Here is a 26,779-nt window from a genome sequence, read left to right on the forward strand (position 1 = left end):
CCCCCGCTTCGGACGCCGGGTCGCACCCGCCCCACCAGACCGGCACACGACCCGCACCACACCCCGGCCCACCGACCAAGGGAGCCCGAACCCATGCACGCCGTCATCCTCGCCGGAGGCAAAGGCGTCCGCCTGCGCCCCTACACCACCGCCCTGCCCAAACCCCTCGTCCCCATCGGCGACCAGCACGCCATCCTCGAAATCGTGCTCCGCCAACTCGCCGCCGCCGGCTTCACCACCGTCACCATCGCCATCGGCCACCTCGGCCACATCATCCGCGCCTACGTCGGCAACGGCGCCCGCTGGGGCCTGCGCGTCGGCTACGCCACCGAAGACAGCCCCCTGGGCACCATGGGCCCCCTGCTCACCATGATGGACCGCCTCCCCGAACACTTCCTCGTCATGAACGGCGACATCCTCACCGACCTCGACTTCGCCGCCGTCCTCCACGGCCACCAGCAATCCGACGCACCCCTCACCATCGCCACCTACGCCCGCCAAGTCCACATCGACTTCGGAGTCCTCACCACCGACAACTCCCGCGTCGTCGCCTTCACCGAGAAGCCGCGCATGGACTACCGGGTCTCGATGGGCGTGTACGGCGTCTCGCGCGAGACGCTCGCCCCGTACACCCCGGGACTCCCCCTCGGCTTCGACGAACTCGTCATCGACCTGCTCAAGTCCGAAACTCCGCCCCGCGCCCACAACTTCGACGGATACTGGCTCGACATCGGCCGCCCCGACGACTACGACCGGGCCAACGCCGAGTTCACCACGCACCGTTCCCTCCTGCTGAAGGGAGCGTGACGGATCCCGTGCGCATCCTCGTCCTGGGCTCCACCGGATACCTGGGCGGGCACATCGCCGAGCGGCTGCGCGCCCTGCCGGGCGTGCGGCTGCTCACCGGCGGACGCTCTCCCGACGACGACGTCCGAGTCGACCTCGCCCATGTCGCCCCGAGCACGCTCGCGGACCTGCTGGAGTGGGCCGCGCCCGACGCCGTCGTGAACTGCGTCGGCGTGGTCGGCGGCTCCGCGCTCACGCTCGTCGAGGCCAACTCCCGTGGCCCCGCGACCCTTTGTGAGGCCCTGCACAGCGCGGCGCCCGCCGCGCGCCTGGTCCATCTCGGCTCCGCCGCCGAGTACGGCCCGACGATCCTCGGCGAAAGCACACCCGAGGACGCCCCGGCCGGCCCGGTCTCCCTGTACGGCGCCACCAAACTGACAGGCACCCTCGCCGTCACCGGCTCCGGCCTCGACGCAGTAGTCCTCCGCGTGACCAACCCGGTCGGCCCGGGCGCCCCCACCGCCGGACTGCCCGGCCGACTCACCGCCGAACTACGCACCGCCCTGCACCACGACCCACACGGCACCATCCACGTCGGCAACCTCTCCGCACACCGCGACTTCATCGACGTACGCGACGTGGCCACAGCCACCGCCCTCGCCCTGACCGCCCCCGGACCCCTGCCACCCCTGCTCAACATCGGCAGCGGCCACGCCGTCCCCGTCCGCGACCTCGCCCACGGCCTCATCCGCGCCTCCGGATTCCGAGGCCGCATCGAGGAGACCCGGGGGGCCGTCGGCCGCTCCGCCACCGTCCCCTGGCAGTGCGCCCGGATCAGCCTGGCGGCGCGGGAGTTGGGATGGCGTCCGGAGCACACCCTGCACGGGTCGCTCGCCGCGCTGTGGGCGGCGGACGGCACTCTGGCCCGGGAGCCCAGATGACCCAGCTCGTACCGATGTACGTCCATCCGGCCGCGGACCCTGCGGCCTGGCAGGCGCTGGTCGCCGCCGCGCCCCAGCTGTACGGGGTGGTCCTCAACGCGGCGGACGGTCCGGGCATCGCCCCCGACCCCGCCTTCGCCGCGGCCTCGCGCGCGCTGCGCGAGGTCGGGGTACGGGTCCTCGGCTATGTCGACACGGCGTACGGGGACCGGGAGCCCGCGCCGGTCGCCGACGACGTGTCGCGCCACCTCGACTGGTACGCGGTCGACGGCTGCTTCTTCGACCGCGTCGCCCCGGGCCGGTCCGATCTGCGCCGCACCCGGCGCCTGGTCCACTCGGCACGGGCCCGCGGGGCGTCGACGGTCGTGCTCAATCCGGGCGTGCACCCGGCGGCGTCCGGCTACGCCCGCCTCGCCGATCTGCTGGTCACGTTCGAGGGCCACTGGTCGACGTATCTGCGGTCCTTCGACGCGCCGCCCTGGGCGGGCCGGCACTCCCCCGACCGCTTCTGTCATCTGGTCTACGGGGTGCCGCCGTCCCTGACCCGGCTCGCCGCCCGGACGGCCCTGCGCCGCGGCGCCGCCGTGCACTGCGCGGCGCCCGGCGCCGGACCCAATCCGTGGAACCGGCCCCCGGGCTTCTCGAGGGAGGAGGGCCGATGAGACGCGCCCTGCGCCCCGCCGTGCCGCTGGCCGCACTGCTGCTCACGCTCACCGCGTGCACGCCCGGGGGCAGGACAGGGGCGGGTACCGGGAGCGGAGGCGGTGACGTGAGCGCGCAGGGCCCCCGTCACACCACCCGTTGGCAGCCCCGCCCGGGCACGCCGTGGCAGTGGCAGCTCGACGGGCGCGTGGACCCGTCCGTCGATGTGCCCGTCTACGACATCGACGGCTTCGAGAACACGGCCGCCGACGTGGCCCGTCTGCACCGGGCGGGCCGCCGCGTCATCTGTTACGTGAACGCGGGCGCCTGGGAGGACTTCCGCCCGGACAAGGGCGCGTACCCGAAGCGGGTGCTGGGCCGGACGAACGGCTGGGCGGGCGAGCGCTGGCTCGACATCCGCCGGCTCGACGTCCTGGGGCCGATCCTGGCCCGCCGCTTCGACATGTGCCGCGCGAAGGGCTTCGACGCGGTCGAGCCCGATCTGCTGGACGGCTACGCCAACCGCACCGGGTTCCCGCTGACCGCCCGCCACCAGCTGGCCTTCAACCGGATGGTGGCCCGCCTCGCCCACGCGCGCGGCCTGTCCGTCGGGCTGAAGAACGATGTGGACCAGGTCCCCGCGCTCGTACGGGACTTCGACTTCGCCGTGAACGAGGAGTGCGCGCAGTACCACGAGTGCGCCGCGCTCACCCCGTTCGTCAAGGCGCGCAAGGCGGTGTTCCACGTCGAATACGCGCTCCCCAACTCCCGCTTCTGCGCCGAGGCGAAACGCCTCGGGCTCTCCTCCATGCGCAAGAAGCTGAAGCTGGGGGTCTGGCGCAGGCCCTGCTGATACCGGCGGGAGATCAGCGGGCGGTCTGCGTGTGCACGTACTCCACGAGGCGGGTGAGCGCGTCCGGGTCGGTGGACGGCAGCACGCCGTGCCCGAGGTTGAACACGTGGCCTTCGAGGTTCGCCGCCGCGTCGAGCACCTCGCGGGCCTTCTCCTCGACCGCCTCGGGGGTGGTGAAGAGGATCGCCGGGTCGAGGTTGCCCTGCAGCGCCTTGCCGGGGCCGACGCGGCGGGCGGCCTCGTCGAGCGGGACGCGCCAGTCGACGCCGACGACGTCCGCGCCGGCCTCGCCCATGAGGCCGAGCAGCTCACCGGTGCCGGCACCGAAGTGGATGCGCGGGATGCCGTACGACTCCACCGACCGGAAGACCTTCTCCGAGGCGGGCATGACGCAGCGGCGGTAGTCGGCGGGTGACAGGGCGCCGACCCACGAGTCGAAGAGCTGCACGGCGCTGACGCCCGCTTCGATCTGCACCTTCAGGAACGCGGAGGTGATCTCGGCGAGCCGGTCGAGCAGGTCGGCCCAGAGCTGCGGGTCGCCGTACATGAGGGCCTTGGTGTTCTCGTGGTTGCGGGACGGGCCGCCCTCCACGAGATAGCTGGCGAGCGTGAACGGCGCGCCGGCGAAGCCGATGAGCGGCGTCGAACCGAGCTCGGCCGTGAGCAGGCCGATGGCCTCGGTGACGTACGAGACGTCGTCCGGGGTCAGATCGCGCAGCTGCGCCAGGTCGGCGCGCGAGCGGATCGGGTCGGCGACGACCGGGCCGACACCGGGCTTGATGTCGAGGTCGATGCCGATGGCCTTGAGCGGGACGACGATGTCGCTGAAGTAGATGGCGGCGTCGACCTTGTGGCGGCGCACCGGCTGCATCGTGATCTCGGCGACGAGCTCGGGCCGCGTGCACGACTCCAGCATGGGAATGCCCTCGCGCACCTTGTGGTACTCGGGCAGCGACCGGCCCGCCTGTCGCATGAACCACACCGGGGTGTGCGGCACGGGCTCGCGCCTGCACGCCTTGAGGAAGGCGGAATCGTATGTCGCTGACGGCTGCTGGCCCGTGGCCTCGGTGTTGGCACTCACACCGGAGAGTTTCGCACGGCCGGGCGGTACGGCGGCAACGGCCTCGGCGCCGGGTGTCCTTACCCGCGCCGGGCGCCCGTTCCCCTTAACCTTCCCCGCATGGCTGCGGCTCAGGAGCGCCGGCCGGACGGCCGGCGCGACGACTCGAACGGGATGAGTGAATCGGTGCGGGAGGGGCAGAACGCTCGGGACATGAACGCTGCACAGAAGAAGGACGAGACCGCCGGCACGGCGCCCGCCGCCCCCCACGCTTTTCGTGCGGCGGTCGAGGCGCTGCGCACCGCGCGGCTGCGCCCCGAGATCGAGATCGACCCCACGCGCGCGCCGCAGCGCCTGGCCCCCTTCGCGCACGCGCTCGAAGCCACGGTCGTGGATCCCGCGGACGAGGACGAGGCGCTGGCCGACGGCCGCCTGGTCCTGCTGCACGACCCGGCGGGGCACGAGGCGTGGCACGGCACGTTCCGGCTGGTGACGCTGGTGCGCGCGGAACTGGAACCGGAGATGGCGGCCGACCCGCTGCTGCCCGACGTGTGCTGGTCGTGGCTGACCGGCGCACTGCAGACGCGGGGCCTGTCCTACGGGGAGCCGTCGGGCACGGTCACCCGCGCGAGTTCGCACTACTTCGGGGGGATCGGGGACCGCCCGGCCGCCTCGCAGATCGAGATCCGTGCGTCGTGGACGCCGCGGGAGGGTCTGGGCGGGGTGCCGGACACGGCGGCGCACCTCGCCGCGTGGTGCGAGTTGCTGTGCCAGATCGCGGGACTGCCGCCCGCCCCCGCCGGATCTCAGGGCACTGACGGCGCCGTGGTGACGCTTCCGCAGCGCCGGGGCCCACAGACCCACTGAAACCCCGCTGTATCAGGGGGCGGTTTTCGGCCGCGTCGGCCGCACCGCCCCTTTTTCATGTCTCTTCCACCCCCGGGACACCTCCCTCTTACGGGGCTTCTATTCGGTTCGATCTTCGGATCGTCGATCGCCTGTCCGAATTGCGTGAATTGTTACTCACCAAATCGTGATCTTTCTCTAAAGGCGGGCGGGTTTGCTGCCGAAGAAGCCAGTGACCTTGAAAGCACGGTTCGTCCCGGCTTCATCCCCGAGCCGGCTCCGTCCCGCACCCCAGGAGGCCTGGTGTCCGTTCTCCTCGAGCAGCCCTCAAGCCTGGTCGCCTACCGCCCGAACAAGCCGACCGCGATGGTCGTCGTGGCCGACCCGCGCGTCCGTTCCACCGTGACCCGTCATCTCTGGGCCCTCGGTGTGCGTGACGTGATCGAGGCCTCGTCCGTCGCGGAGGCTCGTCCCCGCATCGGCAACCCCCGTGACATCTGCGTCGCCGACGTCCACCTCCCCGACGGGTCAGGACTGACGCTTCTCTCCGAAACCCGAGCCGCGGGCTGGCCCAACGGGCTGGCCCTCTCCGCCGCCGACGACATCGGCGCCGTACGCAACGCCCTGGCGGGCGGTGTGAAGGGCTATGTCGTCACCGGTACCCGCACCAATGTGGGCATGCCGACCCGGCCGGGCGCCGCCCCGATCGGTTCCGCGGCCGCCCGTATGCACCGCCGCCCCCCGGGTGCCCCGAGCCACCCGGGCGGCTACCGCGAGCTCTCCGGCCGTGAGGTCGAGGTGCTCCGGCTCGTCGCCGAGGGCCAGTCGAACAAGGCCATCGGCGTCTCGATGGGCCTGTCCGCACTGACCGTCAAGAGCCATCTCGCCCGGATCGCCCGCAAGCTCGGCACGGGTGACCGCGCCGGGATGGTGGCGGTCGCCCTGCGCACCGGAATCATCCACTGACCCCGAACGATCGCCACCTGGCCGGATCCTTCCGGTTTACGCACCTTCAGCGCCCGTCGACGGAACGTTCCGTCGACGGGCGCCGTCCGTTCACAGATACCCTTGACAGGTGACCGACGCCCAAGAATCCGCAGCAGACAGCTCACTGCGCACCACCGGGGGCCCGCGGCGGCAGCCGCTGATGTCCCAGCCTCCGGCCGACGATGTCACTGCTGACGGGGCGCCGATCCCGCTGCTGGAGCCGCGCGAGGGCATTCCGCCGGTGATCGCCGACGAGGCCGCGCTCGCCGATGTGGTCGCGGCCTTCGCCGCGGGCACCGGACCGGTCGCCGTCGACGCCGAGCGCGCGTCCGGCTACCGCTACGGGCAGCGTGCCTATCTGGTGCAGCTGCGCCGCGAGGGTGCGGGCACCGCGCTCATCGACCCCGTCGCCTGCCCCGACCTGTCCGCGCTCGGCGACGCGCTGGCCGACACCGAGTGGGATCTGCACGCCGCCACCCAGGACCTGCCGTGCCTGCGCGAAATAGGCATGCGCCCCTCGCGGCTCTTCGACACGGAACTCGCCGGACGGCTCGCCGGGTTCCCCCGGGTCGGCCTCGGCGCCATGGTCGAGAACGTGCTGGGCTACGTACTGGAGAAGGGGCACTCGGCGGTCGACTGGTCGACACGGCCGCTGCCCGACCCCTGGCTGCGGTACGCGGCCCTCGACGTCGAGCTGCTCGTCGATCTGCGCGACGCGCTGGAGAAGGAGCTCGACCGGCAGGGCAAGCTGGAGTGGGCCCAGGAGGAGTTCGACGCCATCGCCTCGGCGCCGCCCGCGCCGCCCCGCAAGGACCCGTGGCGGCGGACCTCCGGGATGCACAAGGTGCGGCGCCGTCGGCAGATGGCGGTCGTACGGGAGCTGTGGACGACCCGGGACAAGGTCGCGCAGCGACGCGACGTCTCGCCGGGCAAGGTGCTCGGGGACGCGGCGATCGTCGAGGCCGCGCTCGCGCTGCCGCCCAATGTGCACGCGCTCACCGCGCTTCCCGGGTTCGGGAACCGCATGGGCCGGCGCCAGCTGGAACAGTGGCAGGCCGCCGTCGACCGGGCCAGGGCGCTGCCCGAGGCCGAGCTGCCGCAGCCGGGCCAGCCGGTCGCCGGGCCGCCGCCGCCGCGCGCCTGGGCCGACAAGGACCCGGCCGCCGCGGCACGCCTGTCCGCCGCGCGGGCTGCGGTGACGGCGCTCGCCGAGACGCTGAACATGCCGCAGGAGAACCTGATCACCCCGGACACCGTGCGCCGGGTCTGCTGGGAGCCGCCGGCCTCGGTGGACGCGGCGTCCGTCGCGCAGGCCCTGGCCGGGCACGGGGCGCGGCGGTGGCAGGTGGAGCAGGTCACGCCTGTGCTCGTCGCTGCGCTGGGCTGACCCGGTGTTGTCGCGCCCCCCGATCCATGGTCGGGGGGCGTTTTGCATGTCCGCGGCTTCGGTGGGGGCCGGGCGCGCGGTTCCCCGCGCCCCCTGGCATGCAGGCGCCGCGCGCCGCATTTCCCCGATGTGACCTTCGCCGCTCCCGCCGTGGGGACTGGGCAGCATGGTTACCCGCAAGTAGCATGAGGGGGTGAGCGCACGCTCAGTCGTGTGCCCCGCAGCAGTGCAATCCCGCATCTGGAGGAGAGCCATCGTGCCTCGTACCGTCAGGGACGTCGTCTTCGTCGACGGCGTCCGCACCCCGTTCGGCAAGGCGGGCCCGAAGGGCATCTACCACGAGACCCGCGCCGACGACCTCGTCGTGAAGGCCATCCGGGAGCTGCTGCGCCGCAACCCGAACCTGGATCCGGCCAAGATCGACGAGGTCGCCATCGCCGCGACCACGCAGATCGGCGACCAGGGCCTGACCCTGGGCCGCACGGCGGGCATCCTCGCCGGGCTGCCGCAGTCCGTCCCCGGCTACTCGATCGACCGTATGTGCGCCGGTGCGCTGACGGCCGTGACGACGACCGCCGGCTCCATCGCGTTCGGCGCGTACGACGCCGTCATCGCCGGCGGCGTCGAGCACATGGGCCGTCACCCCATGGGCGAGGGCGTCGACCCGAACCCGCGGTTCGTGAGCGAGAAGCTCGTCGACGAGTCGGCCCTGTTCATGGGCATGACCGCCGAGAACCTGCACGACCGCTACCCGCACATCACCAAGCAGCGCGCCGACGAGTACGCCGTGCGCTCGCAGGAGAAGGCGGCCAAGGCGTACGCGAACGGCAAGATCCAGCAGGACCTGGTCCCGATCTCGGTGCGCAACACCAACGCCGAGGTGGGCGAGACCGGTTGGGGTCTGGTCACCGCCGACGAGCCGATGCGGCCGGGGACCACCCTGGAGAACCTCGCCGGGCTCAAGACGCCGTTCCGTACGCACGGCCGCGTCACCGCCGGCAACGCCGCGGGTCTCAACGACGGCGCCACCGCGTCGATCATCGCGAGCGAGGACTTCGCCCGCGAGCACAACCTGCCGGTCAAGATGCGTCTCGTCTCGTACGCCTTCGCGGGCGTCGAGCCGGAGGTCATGGGCTACGGCCCGATCCCGGCCACGGAGAAGGCGCTCGCCAAGGCCGGTCTGTCCATCGAGGACATCAACCTCTTCGAGGTCAACGAGGCGTTCGCCGTCCAGGTCCTGGCCTTCCTGGACCACTACGGCATCGCGGACGACGACGCGCGCGTCAACCAGTACGGCGGCGCCATCGCGTTCGGCCACCCGCTCGCCTCCTCCGGCGTCCGTCTGATGACGCAGCTGGCCCGCCAGTTCGAGGAGCAGCCTCAGGTCCGCTACGGCCTGACCACCATGTGCGTCGGCTTCGGCATGGGCGCGACCGTCATCTGGGAGAACCCGCACTTCGAGGGGGACAAGTGAGCACCACCACTGCTGAGCTGCTGAAGGGTGCGGCCGAGCTGTTCCCCGGCGAGGTCGTCACGTCCGCGCACGTACGCCACCTCGAACTCCCCTACGGAGCGGGCCGGTTCGCGCTCATCACGCTGGACAACGGCTTCGACCACACGAAGCCGACGACGTTCGGCCCGGGTTCGCTCGCGAACCTGAACGCCGCCATCGACCAGGTGGAGAAGGAAGCGGCCGACGGTGAGATCGTCGGTATCGGCATCACCGGCAAGCCGTTCATCTTCGCGGTCGGCGCCGACCTCAAGGGTGTCGAGCTGCTGAAGAACCACGACGACGCGCTCGCCATCGGCAAGGGCGGCCACGAGGTCTTCAAGCGCCTCGCGGGTCTGGCCGTGCCGACGTTCGCGTACTACAACGGTGCCGCCATGGGCGGTGGCGTCGAGGTCGGTCTGCACTGCACGTACCGCACCGTCTCGAAGGCGCTGCCCGCCTTCTCGCTGCCCGAGGTCTTCCTCGGTCTGGTCCCCGGCTGGGGCGGCTGCACGCTGCTGCCGAACCTGATCGGTGCCGACCGCGCCGTCTCGGTGATCATCGAGAACAGCCTCAACCAGAACAAGCAGCTCAACGGGAAGAAGGTGCACGAGCTCGGGATCGCCGACGCGATCTTCGAGGGGGCCGACTTCCTGGAGCAGTCGCTGATCTGGACGGCCGACGTCCTCAAGGGCGACGTCAAGGTCGAGCGTCCGGACGTCGACCGCGGTGAGGCCTGGGACCAGGCCGTCGCGCGCGGCAGGTCCATCGCCGACTCCAAGGTGCACGGGGCGGCCCCGGCCGCGTACCGCGCGCTGGACATCATCGCCGCCGCCAAGGACGGTGACCTGCAGGCCGGTTACGACGCCGAGGACCAGGCCCTCGCGGACCTGATCATGGGTGGCGAACTGCGGTCCGGCATCTACGCGTTCAACCTGGTGCAGAAGCGCGCCAAGCGCCCGGCCGGCGCCCCGGACAAGTCGCTCGCGCGCCCGGTCACCAAGGTCGGCGTCGTGGGTGCGGGCCTGATGGCCTCGCAGCTGGCGCTGCTCTTCCTGCGCCGCCTCGAGGTGCCGGTGGTCCTCACCGACATCGACCAGGAGCGCGTCGACAAGGGTGTGGGCTACGTCCACGCCGAGATCGACAAGCTGCTCGGCAAGGGCCGCGTCAACCAGGACAAGGCCAACCGCCTGAAGGGCCTCGTCTCCGGCGTGCTCGACAAGGCCGAGGGCTTCGCGGACGCGGACTTCATCATCGAGGCCGTCTTCGAGGAGATCGGCGTCAAGCAGCAGGTGTTCGCCGAGGTCGAGGCCGTCGCCCCGGCGCACGCGATCCTCGCCACCAACACCTCGTCGCTGTCGGTGTCCGAGATGGCGTCGAAGCTGAAGCACCCCGAGCGGGTCGTCGGCTTCCACTTCTTCAACCCGGTCGCGATCCTCCCGCTCCTGGAGATCGTGCGCGGCGAGCAGACCGACGACGCGGCGCTCGCCACGGCGTTCGGTGTCGCCAAGAAGCTGAAGAAGACGGCTGTGCTGGTGAAGGACGCCCCGGCGTTCGTCGTCAACCGCATCCTGACCCGCTTCATGGGCGAGATCCAGAACGTCATCGACGAGGGCACCCCCGTCGAGGTCGCCGAGAAGGCCGTCGAGCCGCTCGGTCTGCCGATGTCGCCGCTGGTCCTCCTGGAGCTGGTCGGCCCGGCGATCGGTCTGCACGTCTCGGAGACCCTGAACCGCGCGTTCCCGGACCGCTTCACGGTGTCCCCGAACCTGGCGGCGGTCGTCAAGGCGGGCAAGCGCGGCTTCTACGTCTACTCCGCCGAGAACGGTTTCAAGCCGGAGCTGGACCCCGAGGTCGCGGCGCTGCTCAAGCAGGGCGATGTCGTCCTCACCGAGGAGCAGGTCCGCGACCGTGTCCTCGACGCCGTGGCCCAGGAGATCGGGCTCATGCTCGACGAGGGTGTCGTCGCCGAGGCGCAGGACATCGACCTGTGCCTGATCACCGGCGCCGGCTGGCCCTTCCACCTGGGCGGGATCACTCCGTACCTGGACCGTGAGGGCGTCTCGGAGCGGGTGAACGGCAAGCCGTTCCTGGCGGCGGGCGTCGCGAGCGTCCCCGCGTAACACCGCACCACCTCTGTCACCGGGGCCCCGCGGACCGTACTGGTCCGCGGGGCCCCGCGTGTCTACGCTGCCCTCATGGTCAAGGACAACGAACTCCCCCACCTGCGCCGCTGTGTCGAACTCGCCGCCGAGGCGCTGTCCGTCGGCGACGAGCCGTTCGGCTCGGTCCTGGTCGGCGCCGACGGCAGCGTGCTCGCCGAGGACCGCAACCGGGTGGCGTCCGGCGACCACACCCGCCACCCCGAGTTCGAGCTCGCCCGCTGGTCGGCGGCGCACATGAGCCCCGCCGAGCGCGCGGCGGCGACGGTCTACACGTCCGGTGAGCACTGCCCGATGTGCGCGGCCGCCCACGCCTGGGTGGGCCTCGGCCGGATCGTGTACGTGGCGTCCTCGGCCCAACTGAGCAACTGGCTCCAGGAGTTGGGGGTCCCGCAGGCCCCGGTGCGGGCCCTGCCGGTCAACGACGTGGCGCCCGGGGTCACGGTCGAGGGCCCGGTGCCGGAGCTGGTCGAGGACGTACGGGCGCTGCACGTGCGCCTCCACGGCGGCACGTCCCGGACCTGAGCGGGCCGAGACGCCCCCCGCTCAGGTCCGGGGGGCGCCGCCGTCCCCCGCGAGCCGGCCGAGCCACTCGCGCAGCAGGTGCTGCTCGGCCTCGCTCAGCACACCGGGATCGTCCGGGAGGGCGGCGCGCAGGGTGCGGGCCGCCGCCGCGGGTCCCGACTCGGCGGCCCGCACCATCGGTTCGGCGCGGGTGACGGCGGCGACCATGGACTCGCGCAGCATGGTCAGCAGCGCCGGGTCGCGGCGCTCGGCCGGGGTGGCGTGCCAGGTGACGACCGCGCCCTGGCCGGTGGCCCGGATGATCTGGGCGGCCAGTTCCTCGTCGACCCGCAGCCACCCGGCGGCCGCGAGCCGGCGCACCCTCCCGTACAGGATCTCCAGTCCCGCGCGGTGCGCCGCGTGCGACTCCCGGCCGGTGGCCCGGCTCATCACGGCGAACAGTTCGGGGTGCGTGACCCCGAACTCCACCACCGTGTCCCACCCGTCGCGCAGCTCCTCCACCGGATCCTCCGGCGCGGGGTCGAGCCGCGCGCGCTTGCTCTCCAGGAACCGCGCGTAGCCGTGCTCGGCGACGGCCTCCAGCAGCCCTTCCTTGTCCCCGAAGAGCCGGTAGATCGCAGGCGGCTGCAGGCCGGCCGCGGCGGCGACCGCGCGGGTGCTGACCGCGTCGGGCCCCCCGCTCTCCAGCAGCTCGACGGCTGCCTCGACGATGCGGCGGCGCGGACCGGCTGCGGTCTCGGTGCTGGTGGAGGTCTCACGGGAAGCCATGAACCAACGATATCGGGATCCTGGTTCCGCCGTTAGTTTCAGTGTTACCGTTGAAACGATTCCATCGGAAACAACCTGGGGAGATCCCTGTGATCATCGTGACCGGAGCCACCGGAAAGCTCGGCCGCCGTACCGTCGAACGCCTCCTGGAACGCGTCCCCGCCGAGCGGGTCGGCGTCAGCGTCCGCGACCCCCGCAGGGCCGCGGACCTCGCCGACCGCGGGGTGCGGGTGCGGCAGGGCAGCTTCGACGACCCGGCCTCCCTCGCGTACGCCTTCGAGGGCGCCGAGCAGGTGCTGCTCGTGTCCCTTGACCGGGTCGGCGCGGAGTGCGTCGCCGGACATCGCGCCGCCGTCGACGCCGCCGTGAAGGCCGGAGCGGGCCGGATCCTCTACACGAGCCAGATGGGCGCCGCCCACGACTCCCGCTTCCAGGCGTGCCGCGACCACGCCGCGACCGAGGACCTGCTGGCCGCCACAGGGCTGCCCTGGACCGCGCTGCGCAACGGCTTCTACGCCGCCAGCGCCCTGCAGTTCCTGGAGAGCGCCCGGCACACCGGCGAGATCGCGCTGCCCGCCGACGGCCCGGTCGCCTGGACCGGCCACGACGACCTCGCGGAGGCCACCGCGGCGATCCTCGCCGGCGCGGCCCGCTTCGAGGGGCCGACCCCGCCGCTCACCGGCCCGGCGGCGCTGGACTTCGACGCCGTCGCCGAGCTGGCGACCGAGATGACCGGACGCCCCTTCACCCGCACCGTGCTCCCCGATGACACCTTCCACGAGCAGGCCCTGGCGCACGGCGCCCCCGGCCCGATCGCCGATCTCCTGCTGAGCATCTTCGCGGCGGCGCGCGACGGCGAGTTCACCACGGTGGACTCGACGCTGGCCGAGCTGATCGGCCGTGAGCCCGCCTCGTTCGGTCACGAGCTGGAGCGGGCCTGGGCAGCCGCGTGACACCTGGGGCCGCGGCCCAGGGCCTGTCCGGGCAAATCCCTGGACGCCCTAGAACACCTGCCGCCACGCTTCCAGCGCGAGACCCGGCTCCGCATTCCTGCGGGTGAGCAGCATCCGGTCCGGGGCGCCGGGCACGAGGGCACCCGCGACGACCCTTCCCTGCCCGTCCTCGGTGAGCGCGATCCGGGTGTCGGCCGGCAGCGGGTCGCCCGACTCCGCCCACCAGGCACCGGCGCTCTCCGTCTGTGTCGGGTACGCGGCGAACGCGAGGCGGCCGGAGGCGGCGCGCTGGGCCAGCAGCGTGCAGTCGACACCGTCGAGGCGGCTGCGGATCGCCGTCAGCTGCCCGGGCCCCGCCGCGTCCAGGACACGCACCGGGTCGGCGTCGCCGCGCCACGCGTACAGGCCGCCGTCCTCATCGACGTAGAAGAGCGTGACCTCCTCGGACGAGGTCGCCAGGGCGTGCGGGGAGTCCGGGCGGACGGCGGCGGGCAGCGGCTTGTCGTCCAGGACCGGCGGCTCCCCGGCCTCCTCCTGACGCCAGCGCAGCAGGCCCTCGGCGGTCGCCGCGTGCAGCACGATCAGCCCCGACTCCCCCGCCACCGCGGCGAGTCGCCCCCGCACGCCCTTCCCCTTGAGGTCACGCCACGGCCCCCAGCCGCCCTTCTCCAACTGGGCCCGCATGCTCACGCCCCCGCCCAGATTGCGGACGAAGACATGAGCACGGCCCTGCGCGTCGACGGCCACGGCGGGGTCGCCCGTGCGGTCACCCTTCTTGTTGGGGTGCCCGATCGGGGTCCAGTCCAGGGCGGAGAGGTGGGGCTGGAAGTGGGTGGAGTGGACGAGGCCGGACTCGCCGGGGGTGGTGGGGCGCCAGGTGACGAGGTGGGTGTAGCGCTCGGCGGATCGGGCGAGGGCGAGGGCGGGATGGACTCGTTGGTCGCCGCCGACGGTGCGGGGGTCGGTCCACGGGCCGCCGGGCGCACGCTCGACGCGGCAGACCACCGCACCGGCGTCGGCGGCGTACGAGTGGACACAGAGCCTGCCGTCACGGGCGCAGGTCAACCAGGTGCCGTTCACACCCTTCAGCTTATGCGGACCGCACGGCAGGCCACCGGCCACCCGCCGTCGGGTCAGGCCGACACGATCCCCTGCTCCCGGACGAACTCACCGAGCCACGTGCGGAACTCCGGGCCGAGGTCGTCGCGTTCGCAGGCCAGCCGGACGACGGCGCGCAGATAGTCGCCGCGGTCCCCGGTGTCGTAGCGGCGGCCGCGGAAGACCACCGCGTGCACCGGTCCGCCGAGACCCGGATTCAGGGCCAACTGCCGCAGGGCGTCGGTCAGTTGAATCTCGCCGCCGCGTCCCGGCGGAGTCCTGCGCAGGATGTCGAAGATCTGCGGGGCGAGGACGTAACGGCCGATGACGGCGAGGTTGCTGGGCGCGGTGCCCGGTTCGGGCTTCTCCACGAGGTCGGAGACGGCCAGCACGTCGCCGGACGCGTCGCCCGACGGGGCCACGGCGGCGCACCCGTACAGATGTGTGCGGTCGTCCTCGACCTCCATGAGCGCGACGACGCTGCCGCCGTACTGCTCCTGGACCTCCAGCATCCGGGCGAGCAGCGGGTCCCGCTCGTCGATGAGGTCGTCACCGAGCAGCACCGCGAACGGGGCGTCACCGACGTGCGGTTCGGCGGCCAGCACGGCGTGACCGAGGCCGAGCGGGTCGCCCTGGCGGACGTAGTGGACGTCGGCCAGCTCGCTCGACTCCCGCACATGCGCCAGCTTGGTGGCGTCGCCCTTCAGCTCCAGCAGGTGTTCGAGCTCGTAGGCACGGTCGAAGTGGTCCTCCAGGGCCCGCTTGTTGCGGCCGGTGACCATGAGCACGTCGTCGAGCCCGCTGCGCACCGCCTCCTCCACCACGTACTGGATCGCCGGCCGGTCCACGACCGGCAGCATCTCCTTGGGTGTCGCCTTGGTGGCGGGGAGGAATCGGGTGCCGAGGCCCGCGGCGGGGATGACGGCTTTGCGGGCGCGGGTCTTCTTGAGTGACACAGTTGTCTCCGGGCGGCGGTGACGCCGCGTCTTCTCATGATCGTTGGACTTCTTCACAGTAACCACGCACCTGAACGTCGCCTCTCCGCCTTTCGGACATCACGGACGCCAGAGGGAAAGGATTCAGAACCGCCCCGCGATCTATGCCGAAGCGCAACGTTCGGGTGTACAACCTTTTGCGGTCCGGATGCCGCTCAGAAAGCTCCACCGAAGTAGCCGTTCGTGGGGGCACCGACCGAGGCCCCCGTCACGGCGAAGGGCACGCGCCCCACGGGTATCTCGCCGCCGAATGCGTCAAGTCCCACCACATCGACCTCGTGCGTACCGGCAGCCCAGGCCCACCCCGCGTCCCAGGACCAGCGCCCGTCCTGCCCGACCGCGACCGCGCCCAACATCTGCCCCTGTTCGCGGAAGAGAACCTGCACCGTCCCGGGAGCAACACCGGTGAACACGACGCCGGGGCCCGCCACCTGTTCATAGGCCGCGGGGGTCAGAACCGCCGGACCGGCCGACGCGCCCCCCGACCCCATGAGCATGCCGGGCACAGCCTGGGCCCCTGGTCCGGAAACCGGGCCTGCGCCGGCCGTCTCGTCACCTCCGACGAAGGCGACCTCGACGCGCGCGGACTGAAAGCCTTCCGCGCTGACCGCGTACACCTTCGCGGCGTGTTTCCCCCTGCTCCACGACCGGCCCAGCTCCCAGGACCACGTGCCGTCCGCCGCCACGTCGGTCTGCCCGAGATACTTGCCGTGCTCCCAGACCACGACGCGCGCGGCACCCGCGGCGGTACCGGAGAACCGGACAGCGTTCCTGGGCACCTCCTGATGGGCCGCGGGAGAAGTGACCACCGGGGCCGGGAAGTCCACGCCACGCACGACCGACGTCGCCTTCAGGTAGGAGTCGATGGCAGACCGATCCCGGTCAGGCTGCTCGTATCCGTTGCGTACGTGGCCGAACCTCGGGGCGATTCCGTCGGCGAGCAGGTTCATGATGCCCAGCAATGCGGGCACGTTGCGCCGCGTGACGAGGGCATGATCCGTGATGAAGGGGGACTCGCTGAAGATGAAGTTGAAGTTCTCGTACCCCTGGAACAAGCCCAGGAAAGGTTCCACCTGCGTCGGGAACTGCTCGTCCTGGGGGGAGGAGAGGAGGTAGATGTTGGCGCGCGGATTGGTCCGGGCGCGGACGAGGTCGGGCAGGAGGGCGTCCACGGCCCGCACGTTCTGTAGCGGCGCTCCCTCTCCCAGCATGAAGTCGGCGACCTTGGGGTGGATGGTCTGAACGTAGGTGCCGATGAGGAATTGGGGAACGATCGAGACGATGTTCCGGAATCCGTAACGCATCCCGTAGTAGAGCGCCGCGCTTCCCCCCTTCGAGCCACCCCACATGGTGACGTCGTCGGGTGTGAGATCGAGGGCCTTCATCACATTGAAGATGAGTCCGGCCACGGAGCTCTCCAGGGAAAAGTCCATGCCCTTGCACAGGTAGTAGCTGTTCATCCCGTCGAACCGGTCACGGATCCACAGAATGTTCGCCCGGATGTTGTCGAAGACACCGTTCGACCAGCCGTAGTCCTGGGGAACCGCGAAGTTGGCGAAGACCACGACGAGATGGCGGTTGCCGCCCTTCGCGTGGGCGAACCGGTACTCGACCGGGAATGCCCCCGAGGTGTCTATCCCCGTCAGCAGTTGCCGTCCGGCTGCGGGCTTCTTCGTGGACATGGTCGGACTCCAGCTTCGATCTCTGTGCGGGTGAGGGGTCAGTACCGGGACGGCGCCGTACGTGCCGGAACGTTCACGGTGACGAAGGGTACGTAGCACGGCTGTGACACCGCGTCGGCCCCGTCCACGGCGACGACCTCGACGACATGCGTTCCCTCGGGCCAGGTGTATCCGGAATCCCAGAACCACGTGCCGTCGGCCGCCACGGCACAGACCCCCAGCGGCGTGTCGTTCACCCGGAAGCCGATCTGCACGGCTCCCTCCGCGGTCCCGGAGAAGGTGACGCTCGTCGCGGGCAACTGCTGCTGCGCCTGGGGACGGTGGATCACCGGAGGGCTCACCCGGGCCGCTGCCACCTGGTGTCCTGCGGTGAACTCGACATCGGCGCGCGGAGACTGGTACCCCTGCGGATCGACGGCGAACAGACGGAGCACGTGATCGCCTACAGCGAAGGGCTCCTCCCGCTGCCAGGCCCAGGATCCGTCCTGACCGACCGGGGCCGATGCCAGATACGCCCCGTTCTCCCAGATGCTCACGCGCACGGCCCCCGGCGCACGGCCGCCGATGCGGACACGGTTCGCGGGTACCAGACTCCCGGCCGGAGGTTCGAGCACGACTGGCGCGGCGAAAGTCTCCTGCACCACGGAGGTGGATGCCAGGAACCCGTCGATTCCAGCCCGATCGGCATCCGGTTCCTCATATCCGTGCCGGGTCGTTCCCAGGCGCGGTGCGATGCCTTCGACCAGGAGGTAGGCGATGCCCAGCAGCGGTGGCGTATTGCGCTGGGTCACCTTGCCGTGGTCGGTGATGAAGGGGGATTCGCTGAAGATGAAGTTGAAGTTCGGATACCGCTGCAAAAGGCCCAGGAAGGGCTCCACCTGAGTCGGGTACTGCTCGTCCTGGGGGGACGACACCAGGTAGAGGTGAGCGTCGGGATTGGTGCCGGAGCGCAGCAGGTCGGGCAGGAGCGCATCGAGGACGGCGACTTCGCCGTCCGCCATGGAGTCCCCCAGCATGTGCCGTCCGACCTCGGGGTAGACGTCGCGGACGAAGGAGCCGATGGCCAGCTGGGGCACGCTGGCGACGATGTTCCGGAAGCCGTACTTGAGCCCGAAGTAGAGGGCCGCGCTGCCGCCCTTGGAGCTGCCCCACAGTGTGACGTCGTCGGGGGTGAGGCCGAGCGAGCGCGTCACGTTGTTGATCAGACCGATCACAGACCGCTCGACGGAGAAGTCCATTCCCCGGCAGAGGTAGTAAGTATTGGCGCCGTCGAACTTGTCACGGATCCAGAGAATGTTGGAGCGCAGGCTGTCCAGGACACCGGTCGCCCAGCCGTAGTCGTCGGGCGCGAAGAGGTTGGCGAAGACCACGGTCAGATGGCGATTTCCGCTCCGCGCGTGGGCAAACCGGTACTCGACCGGGACGCCTTCCGCGGCGTAGATGCCCTGAATCGCCTGACGGCCCTTAGCAGATGGCTTGGCCACGGCGTTCCTCCCCTCTTCTCGGCTGAGCCCCGACATCGGGACAGGACCGGTAAAACGGACATTGGTATTCGATCGGCCGATCGGACATCATGACGCAATGCATCCGATACAACCGCCGTCCCCCGGCCCTGACCGGCGGCGCCGGGCGGCGTGGACGGTCACCGCGGCGACAGTCGCGGTCCTGCTCGCCGTCGCAGTGGTGGTGGGTCTGGTCTCGGCACAGTCGTCCAGGCCCGCCACCGGTCGCACGTTGACCGTGGCGACCTGGAACATGTGCGGCGTCAAGAAGTGGCACTGCACGGGCACCGGCACGCCAGCCGCCAAGCAGCGGTCCGTCAGGCAACTCGCCGACGACGCGGGTGCCCGGGTGATCTTTCTCCAGGAGGCCTGCTCCGCAGATGTGGCTTCGGTGCGCAGGCAATTGGGCACCGACTGGCGCAGCGCCTTCCACCCCTATCGGTGGCGCGGAGCGACGGGTCGGCTGACCCCTGTGCACTGTGCCGAGGCGAGGCAGGGTGCCGCGGGCATAGCGATACTGTCTGCCAGCCGGCTGACCTCGGTGCGCACCGTTGCCTCCAAGCAGCCGGTCGTCGGACTGCAGCGGGGCATCCTGTGCGCGTCGGTGGGGGCGGCCCGACTGACGGTGTGCAACGCGCACCTCAGCACGGCCGGCGCCGACGTCGCCCACCCAGGGTGGGAGTACCGGGACGACCAGTTGCGGGAGCTGACCGGTGCCGCGTCCGGCACCCGAGTCGTGTACGGAGGCGACTTCAACCTGGAACCGCCCGCCCGCAACCGCGCGACGGCCTGGATCTGGCCGTCCTCCCCCTTCTCCGCACAGCGCGAGTGCGACCAGAGTTCGCCCGACGCCCGCTCGGGCCAGGTGACCCATGTGTCCGGTCACAAGATCGACTACTTGTTCACCGGGCTGCCTCGCGTGCGCTGCACGGTGCGCGACACCGGCAACTCGGACCACTACGCCCTGCTGCTGCGGCTGCGCACCGGCTGAGCCGCCGGGCGCGGTGGCCGACTGTTTCACACGACCACGCCCTCGTAGGTCCGCTGGTCGTCGGGGCGCGTCACCTGCCGCGCACCATAGGGCTGTTGGTGACGCGCCGGAGCCAGCTGGCGGGCCTGCAGAGCCGTCTGAGACTGCGGCTGCTGTTGTGGCGCCTGTCGTGTCGCGATGGCGTACTGCGCCTGCTCCTGTCGGCCAGGGGCGGCGTACGGGTGCGGTGCTCGCGGCAGCGGGGTGAGCCGGCGCGCGACGTGCCGGGCGTCGACAGTCCCGACCGCGGGGGCTCGCGCCGCCTCGGGGGCGAGGTCACCGCCCGCGACGAGCATCCGGTCGGCGAGCCGGGCCGCGGCATAACCGTCGTCCAGGTCGCAGAACTGGTTCTGGAACCAGCGGTAGCGCTCTGCGTACGCCTCCTGGATCCGGTCGATGTCCCGGATCATGGAGATCAGTTGCTCCGAGGTGTCGACGAGCGGACCGGGTGCGCTGTTGGCGAAGTCGAAGTAGAAGCCGCGCAGGGTGTCGCGGTAGTGATCGAGGTCGTACGTGAAGAACAGGATCGGCCGCCCCGTGTTGACGTAGTCGAACATCAGGGACGAATAGTCCGTGATCATCACGTCGGTGATCAGGGACAGATCGGCCATGTCCGGGTAGTCGGAGACGTCGAAGACGAAGCCGTCGCCCGCGCCGGGCACCGGGTCGACCACGTTCGGGTGGCGGCGCACCAACAGCACGTGGTCCCCGGACAGACGAGCCCGTGCGTCGTCCAGATCGATCCTGAAGTCGAGCTTGTACTTGCCCGGGGCGTAGAACTGGTCGTCGCGCCAGGTCGGTGCGTACATGACGACGCGCTTGCCCTCGGGCAGGCCTATCCTGCGGCGGATCTCCTGCTCGCGGCGTTCCATTCCGGCGCGGCGCAGGATGTCGTTGCGCGGGTAGCCGCACTCGACCATCTCGCCCGGGAAGCCGAACGCCCGTTGCAGGATGGGGGTGGAGAAACTGTTGGGCGAGACGAGCATGTCCCAGTTCTGCACCTCCTTCTCGACCCGCTCCAGGTAGCGCTTGTCGGCGAAGTGGATGGCCTCGATGTCGTGGCCGATCTTCTTCAACGGAGTGCCGTGCCAGGTCTGGACGACGACCTGTCCGTCCCGCTTCTCGAACCAGTCGGGCATGTGATTGTTGGCCACGATGTACGCGCTGGTGGCCATGGCCTCGTACCACTCGGGCGACCACATGCGGACGGGGATCGCGCTCGGCGGCACCTGGACCTGGTCGTCCTTGACGACCCACAGATGGTCCAGATCGACGCCGCGGCGCACCAGTTCCTCGTGCAGCGCGCGCGGGCTGTCGGAGTACTGGGTGCCCTTGAACGCGTCGAAGAGGATCGCCGGGCGCACCGGCTGACGGCGTGCGGCCTGGTACGTCTTGGTCCGCAGGAGCTTCTGCCGGTAGGGGCCGCGGGCGTGGTCGGGCATGGCGGAGTGGACGAGCAGGGAGAGACGGTCGTAGGCCTCGGCCTGGAGTTCGTAGAGGCGCTCATTCTCCTCGTACTCCTGCGGGAAGTCCTCGATGAGGTCCTGCTCGATCTTGACCATCAGGTCCTCGAGGCGGTCCTCGCGGGCGACGGCCGACAGGTCCTGGCGGCGCAGGAAGAAGTCCCACCGGCCCGCGGCCAGCGGAATGTCACCGGCGAGCGTGCGCATGGCCGCAGGCGTGAGGGCGAATCGGAACTTGTTGCCGTGCCACTCCAGCGGGATCTCTCGCTCGGCGCCGTGGGCCCGGGAGCGGACCACGATGTGGGCCGCGCGGTACTCCTCCGGCGTCAGCCGGTCCGCGGCCTGGTAGCGGCCGATGACTTCGAGTCCGCCGTTCTCACGCCAGGTGAAGCGTTCCGCCAGCGGAAGCGTGGCACGCTCGAAGAGCACCAGGTAGCCGGAACCGTTGCGGTGGACGACGACCTCGCGGTCGCCCTCCCTCGTCTGGAGGCGGCCGGGCATGCGGTAGTGCCCGTCCGGGGTCTCCTCCGCCATGACGGGATAGAGAGGCGCCTTCCGGCCCTCGACGTGCATGGTCGTCTTCCAGCCGTTGCTGCCCATGCTCCAGGACTTCGGGATGTCCACGTCGCCCTGGGCGTCGGCGCGGAAGGCCGGCACGAGCGAGCGCAGCGGCACCAGTGCCGCGAACGTGCACCAGCCCTCGCCGCCGGCCGTGAAGTACACCTTGGCGTCGTGCTGTCCCGCACCGCTCAGGCTGGTGACGCGGAGCTTGCCCCAGTCGGGGACCGTGGGGCCGAGGTAGACGCCGCGCAGTTCGAGCTTGTCGCCGACGATGCGGTGCGCGGTGATGCGGCTGCGCACGATCTCCACGCGTAGCTTGAGCTTGCCCTGGAGGAAGACAGGCAGGATGCGGGTGTTCTTGTCCACGTACTTGTACGGAGGGTTGGCCGCGGAACCAGCACCGCCGCGGTCGATGCCGCGGTAACGGAACAGGCCCCGGCTGAGCACGCCCGCAGCCACGTCCCACGTGCCCTCGACCCACTGCCCCTTGCGCTTGAGTCGGGTCGTGTCGATCCGCGCCTCGAAGCCTGCCCAGTCGTAGCAGTAACGATTCTGGTTGGAGCGCTCGGTGGCCAGCGGGGCGTACGTGGTCCTCGCCGTGGTGACGACCATCCGGCCCTGCTTCTTGTTGCGCAGGGCGATCGCCTTCACCGACATGCGCTTTTTGTGCACGTTGATGAAGCGGATGTACGCCATGCCGCTGAGGTTCAGCAGATCGCCGTTGGCGCTCCAGCGCGCTCCGGTGAGCGATCCGGCGAGCGAGAGTTCCTTGTCGAGCCGGAACGCCTTGCGGTCCAGGCCGACCTCGCGGTCACCGAGGTACGGGTACTTCAGGTAGCGGTGGAAACGCCGCTGGACAGGGATCGGGCCGCCTTTGCGCTCGAACTCGATGACGTCGAGCAGCTCGTCCAGCAGCCCCTCGCGGACGAGCAGCCACTTCACGCGGGCGTCGGCGGGCAGTTCGTCGATGATGCTGGGGTCGGCCTCGTCGAGGAACTCGTTGGCCCACTGCATGAAGGCGTCCCGGTACTCCTCGTCGGCGTCCGGGAGCACCTTCAGATGCAGCATCAGGTCGGACTTGAGGCAGGCGAGGTCGTACTTGCGCTTGCTCTCCTCATAGACCTTGGAGCGGCGCTCGGAGAGGAAACGGCTCACCGACTGGACGGCCGCGACACGGTCACGGAGGTTCGACAGTTCGGTGTGGCGCTGGGTGATGGAGGGGGCGGCGCCACCTTCACGGCGACGCCAGTAGTAGACGATGTCCGTGATGACATCGACCTTCTCGGCCCGGAAGTGGGCGAACATGTTGACCCAGGAGTCCTCGTAGAGGACGCCCTCGGGGAACTCGATGAAGTGGTAGTCCCAGAACGACCGCCTGAACAGCTTGTTCCAGACGGTGCGGTCGTAGATCAGCGCCTCGAAGCGGGTGATGTGGGTACCGCGCCGGTTCTTCTGCATCGGCCCCTTGTGCAGCGGTGACTGCCACTTCTTGGTGGAGTTCATCATCTGCACGTTGCCCGAGACGAAGTCCGAACCGGACTGTTCCAGGGTGCGCACGAGAAGGTCGTAGGCGTATTCGGGGATGACGTCGTCGCCGTCGACGAAGGCCAGGAATTCGCCCTGCGGATGCATCGCCCGCAGGCCCGTGTTGCGGGCGTGCCCCGGCCCCTGGCCCTCCTGCCTGATGAGCTTGAAGCGCGGGTCCGCCGCGCAGTACTCGGCGGCGATGCGCGTGGAACCGTCCGTTGATCCGTCATCCACGAGGATCACCTCGAAGTCGCGGAACGACTGGCGCGCGATCGACTCCAGGCACTCACCGAGATACGTCTCGACATCCTGAAAAGGCACGACAACACTCAGACGCGGATGAACCGCCAACTCGCACTCCTACCAAGACAATTCGCCCACTGGACGCTCAACGCACCAAGCTGTTTGGTGCCCCTCCCTCTGCTCGGCGCCCACCAGGCGTTTCCCCTCGCCTTGGTGTCATCCGCTCCTGCGACCTCGGCAAAGCCCCCCGGCTCCGTCCATCACAGGCGTTCCACATCTTATGTCACTCTTAAGGTTGGTCAACCGCAGTTAATGTGTTGCTCATCTCCTCATGACGATAGAGTTACTTCTTTTTTGTCCGACGAGTCGACTTGCCTATAGTTCTCGCACCAACACCCACTTCATGGGCCGGCCCTCCCCCCACCCGGGCCCAGGCACTCCGTCGTCGCGGAGCCCGCGAGGAGAGGACCCCACACGATGGCGCACAGCACCACCCCGGAACGTCGCCGCTCGCATCGAGCGGCCCCCGAGTCGGGCCGTCGAGGCAACAGGCCTGGCACATCACGCAAAACCGGCAAGCGTCGTTGGATACGCTGGACCCTGCTCTCCCTCGCCGTGGTGGTGCTGGCCGCGGGCGGCACCGGCTACTGGGCCTACCAACACCTCAACGGCAACATCGACGGTGTCGATCTCGACAAGGCGCTCGGCACGGACCGGCCGGAGAAGCTGCCCACCTCGGGACAGAACATCCTGGTACTCGGATCCGACTCGCGGGCCGGTGCCAATGCCTCCCTGAACACCGGCAAGGTCGCCGGCGCCCGCTCGGACACGGCCCTGGTCATCCACGTCCCGGAAGGGCGGAAGAAGGCGGTCGCCGTCAGCATTCCGCGTGACACGCTGGTCACCCGGCCCCAGTGCACGAAGTCGGACGGCTCCTCGGTCGCATCGGCGAAGCGCGTGATGTTCAACTCGGTGTACTCGCTCGCCGGTCCCGCCTGCGTGGTCAAGACGGTGGAGGCGATGTCGGGGGTCCGTATGGACCACTACATGGAGATCGACTTCGCCGGGTTCAAGGGTCTGGTGGACGCGATAGGCGGCGTCACCATCACCGTCGACCAGGACATCCACGACTCGTCCAGCGGCCTGGACCTGACCGCGGGCACGCACAAGCTGGACGGGACGCAGTCGCTGCAGTTCGTCCGGACCCGACACGGCATCGGGGACGGCAGCGACCTCGGCAGGATCGGGCTGCAGCAGAAGTTCATGATCGCCCTGCTCTCCGAGATCAAGAAGCAGGACCTCCTGGGCAGCCCGACCAAGACCTACAAGATCGCCAACACGCTGACCTCCGCGCTCACCACCGACTCCGAGCTCGCGTCGCTGACCAAGCTCGCCTCCTTCGGTCGCAGCATGAACGGCATCGACCCCGCCACCATGGAGACGATCATGCTTCCGGTGGCCTACGACAAGATCGATCCGAACCGGGTGGTGGCTGCCGAACCGCAGGCGTCCACTCTGTGGAAGGCGCTCCGCGCCGACAAAACGATCCCCGAATCGGCCAAGAAGTCGCCTGCGACGGGCGGTTGATCCACTTCCTCCGGGGCTCGCGCCCCGGAGGCCGTCACAGCCGCTGCCACCCGGACAACGACAGCCCCGCCCCCTGCTGCCGGGCCACGAGCGGGGCGCCGTCCGGGCCGATCAGCGCCACCACGACCCGGCCACGGCCGTCGAGCGAGAGCGCGGGGGTACCGAGGCAGGGCTGCTCCAACGGGTACCACCAGAATCCGTTCGCCTCGTTCTCCAGACCACCCAGGCCCACGACGGCATCGCCGGCCCGGTCCCGGCAGGCCAGTACGACACATTCATAGCCGTCGACCGTCGCCCGCAGCGCCGCGTAGCCACCGTCGGCCGCCGCCCCGGTCAGCGGCAGCGGCCAGCCGCCGGCCCGCCAGGCCGCCGGGGCTCCGCCCACGGCATCCGTCCAGAAGAACGTCGGCCGCCCGGGGAAGGTCTCCAGCGCAGTGACGGTGCCCGGCGCGGGTCGCAGCGCAAAGCCGCGCGGCTGCGCGAAGTCGCCCCCGGCCTGGGTCTGGCCCCAAACGAACACTCCGGTCTCGGCGGCGGCGACGACCTCGATCCGGCCGTCGTCGAGCGCGACCGGCGCCGGTCGCGGGTCGAGTCCCATTCCCTGGAGGTCCTGCCAGGGCTGCCACTTGCCGCCCGCGCCTTCGCGGCGCATCATCAGCCCGCCGTGCGCGCCGCGCACGAAGACGTACACAGTGCCGTCCTTGGCCACCGCACCGCTCGGCGGGGCGACATGAGCGCCCTGGTTCCTGTCCTTGTGCGGGTTGCCGAGCGAACGCCAGTCGGTGAAGGCCAGACCGGTCTGGTACTGGATGGCGTGCACGATGTCGACACCCACGACGCCGTTCGCGTCGGTACGCTTCCTGCGGCCCAGGAAGTGGACATAGGAATCGGCGCCCTGCACCACCCTGAGATGCGTGAGGCCGGCCACGGCGACGAAGTGCGGCCCATTCCACGACGGGCCGCCCGCGGCAGTCTCCGTCCAGCGCAGCAGCCCGCCTTCGGTGGGGGCGTACAGGCTGAGTCGGCCGTCTCTGCCACGGGTGAGCCACTGACCGTGGGCAGCACCCGACGTCATGCTCTCCGACGCTGCGCCGATGGCGCTGTCCGGGCCTGGCGACCTTCTCCGCATGGCCGGGTGTACCTTCCTGAAGCCCGCCGTGTCGCGGGCAACACGGGCGAGGGAACTGAGAAAACTCGCACCATCATATGCGCGTCGGACATTCGTTCCCATGACGTCCCTCCCTGGTCACAGCTCGCTCGGCCAGGGCACAGCGGCCCGGCCAAAAGCCGCGTACCGTTCCTGCACAGTCGCGCACGACAGCGGAAGGAGCGCGAAGCCATGTCGATCTTGCTGGTGGTGGACGGTGCGAACGTCGTGGGCTCCGTGCCCGACGGCTGGTGGCGCGACCGTCGCTCCGCTGCTGTCCGCTTGCGCGACCGGCTCGCGGTCCGCGCCGGTCAGCATCCGGAGGAGGATGTGGTCCTGGTCGTGGAGGGCCGTGCACGGGGTGTCGATCCGGTGCCCGGAGTCAGGATCGAAGAGGCACCTGGCGAGGGCGACGACCACATCGTGGCCGTGGCGGCCGCAGCGACCGCGCCCTGCGTGGTAGTCACCGCCGACCGTGCGCTGCGCCGGAGAGTCGAGGAGGTGGGGGCTCGGTGCGTGGGCCCACGCACCGTGTACCCGTAACA

At 70.4% G+C, this 26,779-nt stretch carries 22 protein-coding genes; 14 read left to right on the forward strand and 8 right to left on the reverse strand.

Features of this window, described 5'->3' with window-relative positions; genetic code table 11:
• Positions 1-93: 93 nt before the first annotated feature.
• Genes J3486_RS30525 through J3486_RS30540 form a run of 4 tightly spaced genes read left to right on the forward strand, consistent with a single transcriptional unit; the run spans position 94 to position 3,222 of the window.
• Complete coding sequence (locus tag J3486_RS30525) at positions 94-807, forward strand: nucleotidyltransferase family protein (RefSeq protein ID WP_207826088.1); 714 nt, start codon at positions 94-96, stop codon at positions 805-807.
• An 8-nt stretch (positions 808-815) separates the two neighbouring features.
• A complete protein-coding gene (locus tag J3486_RS30530) occupies positions 816-1,727 on the forward strand; it encodes an NAD(P)-dependent oxidoreductase (RefSeq protein WP_207826287.1) in 912 nt (303 codons plus the stop codon).
• Positions 1,724-2,389 carry a spherulation-specific family 4 protein gene (locus tag J3486_RS30535; protein ID WP_207826090.1) on the forward strand — a complete coding sequence of 222 codons (666 nt, stop codon included), beginning with the start codon at positions 1,724-1,726 and terminating at the stop codon, positions 2,387-2,389. The genes J3486_RS30530 and J3486_RS30535 overlap by 4 nt, the downstream gene beginning before the upstream one ends.
• On the forward strand, positions 2,386-3,222 hold the full coding sequence (locus tag J3486_RS30540; RefSeq protein WP_207826093.1) for an endo alpha-1,4 polygalactosaminidase: 837 nt from the start codon (positions 2,386-2,388) through the stop codon (positions 3,220-3,222). The genes J3486_RS30535 and J3486_RS30540 overlap by 4 nt, the downstream gene beginning before the upstream one ends.
• 13 nt (positions 3,223-3,235) lie before the next feature.
• Here the strand turns inward: J3486_RS30540 and hemE are convergent, their stop codons facing one another.
• Positions 3,236-4,303: a uroporphyrinogen decarboxylase gene (gene hemE / locus J3486_RS30545; protein WP_207826095.1), complete on the reverse strand. Its 1,068-nt coding sequence runs from the start codon at positions 4,301-4,303 to the stop codon at positions 3,236-3,238.
• 99 nt (positions 4,304-4,402) lie between these two features.
• Here hemE and J3486_RS30550 point away from each other — a divergent pair, with 99 nt between their 5' ends.
• The 6 genes from J3486_RS30550 (at position 4,403) to J3486_RS30575 (ending at position 11,678) form a co-directional block, all read left to right on the forward strand.
• Positions 4,403-5,149 (forward strand): DUF3000 domain-containing protein, encoded by a 747-nt coding sequence (locus tag J3486_RS30550; protein WP_207826097.1) that lies wholly within the window; start codon positions 4,403-4,405, stop codon positions 5,147-5,149.
• A 282-nt stretch (positions 5,150-5,431) separates the two neighbouring features.
• Complete coding sequence (locus tag J3486_RS30555; RefSeq protein ID WP_188336336.1) at positions 5,432-6,094, forward strand: response regulator transcription factor; 663 nt, start codon at positions 5,432-5,434, stop codon at positions 6,092-6,094.
• A gap of 109 nt (positions 6,095-6,203) precedes the next feature.
• Positions 6,204-7,502: a ribonuclease D gene (locus J3486_RS30560; RefSeq protein ID WP_207826098.1), complete on the forward strand. Its 1,299-nt coding sequence runs from the start codon at positions 6,204-6,206 to the stop codon at positions 7,500-7,502.
• A 256-nt stretch (positions 7,503-7,758) separates the two neighbouring features.
• Positions 7,759-8,976 (forward strand): acetyl-CoA C-acyltransferase, encoded by a 1,218-nt coding sequence (locus tag J3486_RS30565; RefSeq protein WP_207826099.1) that lies wholly within the window; start codon positions 7,759-7,761, stop codon positions 8,974-8,976.
• A complete protein-coding gene (locus J3486_RS30570) occupies positions 8,973-11,114 on the forward strand; it encodes a 3-hydroxyacyl-CoA dehydrogenase NAD-binding domain-containing protein (protein ID WP_207826100.1) in 2,142 nt (713 codons plus the stop codon). Before J3486_RS30565 ends, J3486_RS30570 begins: the two co-directional genes overlap by 4 nt.
• 75 nt (positions 11,115-11,189) lie before the next feature.
• The gene (locus J3486_RS30575) at positions 11,190-11,678 is read left to right on the forward strand and encodes a nucleoside deaminase (RefSeq protein ID WP_207826102.1); all 489 of its coding nucleotides are present in this window, start codon (positions 11,190-11,192) and stop codon (positions 11,676-11,678) included.
• Between the two features lie 21 nt (positions 11,679-11,699).
• On the opposite strand, the gene J3486_RS30580 is transcribed toward J3486_RS30575, so the two are convergent.
• Complete coding sequence (locus J3486_RS30580) at positions 11,700-12,446, reverse strand: TetR/AcrR family transcriptional regulator (protein ID WP_207826104.1); 747 nt, start codon at positions 12,444-12,446, stop codon at positions 11,700-11,702.
• 89 nt (positions 12,447-12,535) lie between these two features.
• Here J3486_RS30580 and J3486_RS30585 point away from each other — a divergent pair, with 89 nt between their 5' ends.
• The gene (locus tag J3486_RS30585) at positions 12,536-13,399 is read left to right on the forward strand and encodes an SDR family oxidoreductase (RefSeq protein WP_207826106.1); all 864 of its coding nucleotides are present in this window, start codon (positions 12,536-12,538) and stop codon (positions 13,397-13,399) included.
• Between the two features lie 48 nt (positions 13,400-13,447).
• Here the strand turns inward: J3486_RS30585 and J3486_RS30590 are convergent, their stop codons facing one another.
• The 4 genes from J3486_RS30590 to J3486_RS30605 all read right to left on the reverse strand — a co-directional run bounded on the left by J3486_RS30590 (position 13,448) and on the right by J3486_RS30605 (position 18,658).
• Positions 13,448-14,479, reverse strand: coding sequence for a hypothetical protein (locus J3486_RS30590; RefSeq protein WP_207826108.1), 1,032 nt, complete (start codon positions 14,477-14,479; stop codon positions 13,448-13,450).
• A gap of 53 nt (positions 14,480-14,532) precedes the next feature.
• Entirely contained in the window at positions 14,533-15,453 is a 921-nt protein-coding gene (galU, locus tag J3486_RS30595) for a UTP--glucose-1-phosphate uridylyltransferase GalU (protein ID WP_207826110.1), read from the reverse strand.
• 194 nt (positions 15,454-15,647) lie between these two features.
• The gene (locus J3486_RS30600; RefSeq protein ID WP_207826112.1) at positions 15,648-17,174 is read right to left on the reverse strand and encodes a hypothetical protein; all 1,527 of its coding nucleotides are present in this window, start codon (positions 17,172-17,174) and stop codon (positions 15,648-15,650) included.
• Positions 17,175-17,212: 38 nt separating this feature from the next.
• Positions 17,213-18,658 (reverse strand): hypothetical protein, encoded by a 1,446-nt coding sequence (locus J3486_RS30605; protein ID WP_207826114.1) that lies wholly within the window; start codon positions 18,656-18,658, stop codon positions 17,213-17,215.
• A gap of 97 nt (positions 18,659-18,755) precedes the next feature.
• On the opposite strand from J3486_RS30605, the gene J3486_RS30610 reads away from it, so the two are divergent.
• Positions 18,756-19,667 (forward strand): endonuclease/exonuclease/phosphatase family protein, encoded by a 912-nt coding sequence (locus J3486_RS30610; protein WP_207826116.1) that lies wholly within the window; start codon positions 18,756-18,758, stop codon positions 19,665-19,667.
• Positions 19,668-19,693: 26 nt separating this feature from the next.
• Here the strand turns inward: J3486_RS30610 and J3486_RS30615 are convergent, their stop codons facing one another.
• Complete coding sequence (locus J3486_RS30615; protein WP_374194793.1) at positions 19,694-23,578, reverse strand: CDP-glycerol glycerophosphotransferase family protein; 3,885 nt, start codon at positions 23,576-23,578, stop codon at positions 19,694-19,696.
• Positions 23,579-23,977: 399 nt separating this feature from the next.
• Between J3486_RS30615 and J3486_RS30620 the strand changes: the two genes are divergently transcribed.
• Entirely contained in the window at positions 23,978-25,087 is a 1,110-nt protein-coding gene (locus J3486_RS30620; RefSeq protein WP_207826118.1) for an LCP family protein, read from the forward strand.
• Positions 25,088-25,121: 34 nt separating this feature from the next.
• Here J3486_RS30620 and J3486_RS30625 read toward each other — a convergent pair whose 3' ends face one another.
• On the reverse strand, positions 25,122-26,162 hold the full coding sequence (locus J3486_RS30625) for a hypothetical protein (RefSeq protein ID WP_229378854.1): 1,041 nt from the start codon (positions 26,160-26,162) through the stop codon (positions 25,122-25,124).
• Positions 26,163-26,426: 264 nt separating this feature from the next.
• On the opposite strand from J3486_RS30625, the gene J3486_RS30630 reads away from it, so the two are divergent.
• A complete protein-coding gene (locus J3486_RS30630) occupies positions 26,427-26,777 on the forward strand; it encodes an NTP pyrophosphohydrolase (protein WP_207826121.1) in 351 nt (116 codons plus the stop codon).
• Positions 26,778-26,779 lie beyond the last annotated feature (2 nt).

The organism is Streptomyces sp. VRA16 Mangrove soil (genome assembly GCF_017377775.1).
Classification (GTDB): Bacteria; Actinomycetota; Actinomycetes; order Streptomycetales; family Streptomycetaceae; genus Streptomyces.

Bases quoted from the DNA above. Each gene is read 5' to 3' on its own strand.
- J3486_RS30525 (WP_207826088.1), top strand. From the start codon at position 94: ATGCACGCCGTCATCCTCGCCGGAGGCAAAGGCGTCCGCCTGCGCCCC.
- J3486_RS30535 (WP_207826090.1), top strand. From the start codon at position 1,724: ATGACCCAGCTCGTACCGATGTACGTCCATCCGGCCGCGGACCCTGCG.
- J3486_RS30540 (WP_207826093.1), top strand. From the start codon at position 2,386: ATGAGACGCGCCCTGCGCCCCGCCGTGCCGCTGGCCGCACTGCTGCTC.
- J3486_RS30550 (WP_207826097.1), top strand. From the start codon at position 4,403: ATGGCTGCGGCTCAGGAGCGCCGGCCGGACGGCCGGCGCGACGACTCG.
- J3486_RS30575 (WP_207826102.1), top strand. From the start codon at position 11,190: ATGGTCAAGGACAACGAACTCCCCCACCTGCGCCGCTGTGTCGAACTC.
- J3486_RS30580 (WP_207826104.1), bottom strand. From the start codon at position 12,446: ATGGCTTCCCGTGAGACCTCCACCAGCACCGAGACCGCAGCCGGTCCG.
- J3486_RS30600 (WP_207826112.1), bottom strand. From the start codon at position 17,174: ATGTCCACGAAGAAGCCCGCAGCCGGACGGCAACTGCTGACGGGGATA.
- J3486_RS30610 (WP_207826116.1), top strand. From the start codon at position 18,756: ATGCATCCGATACAACCGCCGTCCCCCGGCCCTGACCGGCGGCGCCGG.
- J3486_RS30620 (WP_207826118.1), top strand. From the start codon at position 23,978: ATGGCGCACAGCACCACCCCGGAACGTCGCCGCTCGCATCGAGCGGCC.
- J3486_RS30625 (WP_229378854.1), bottom strand. From the start codon at position 26,162: ATGACGTCGGGTGCTGCCCACGGTCAGTGGCTCACCCGTGGCAGAGAC.
- J3486_RS30630 (WP_207826121.1), top strand. From the start codon at position 26,427: ATGTCGATCTTGCTGGTGGTGGACGGTGCGAACGTCGTGGGCTCCGTG.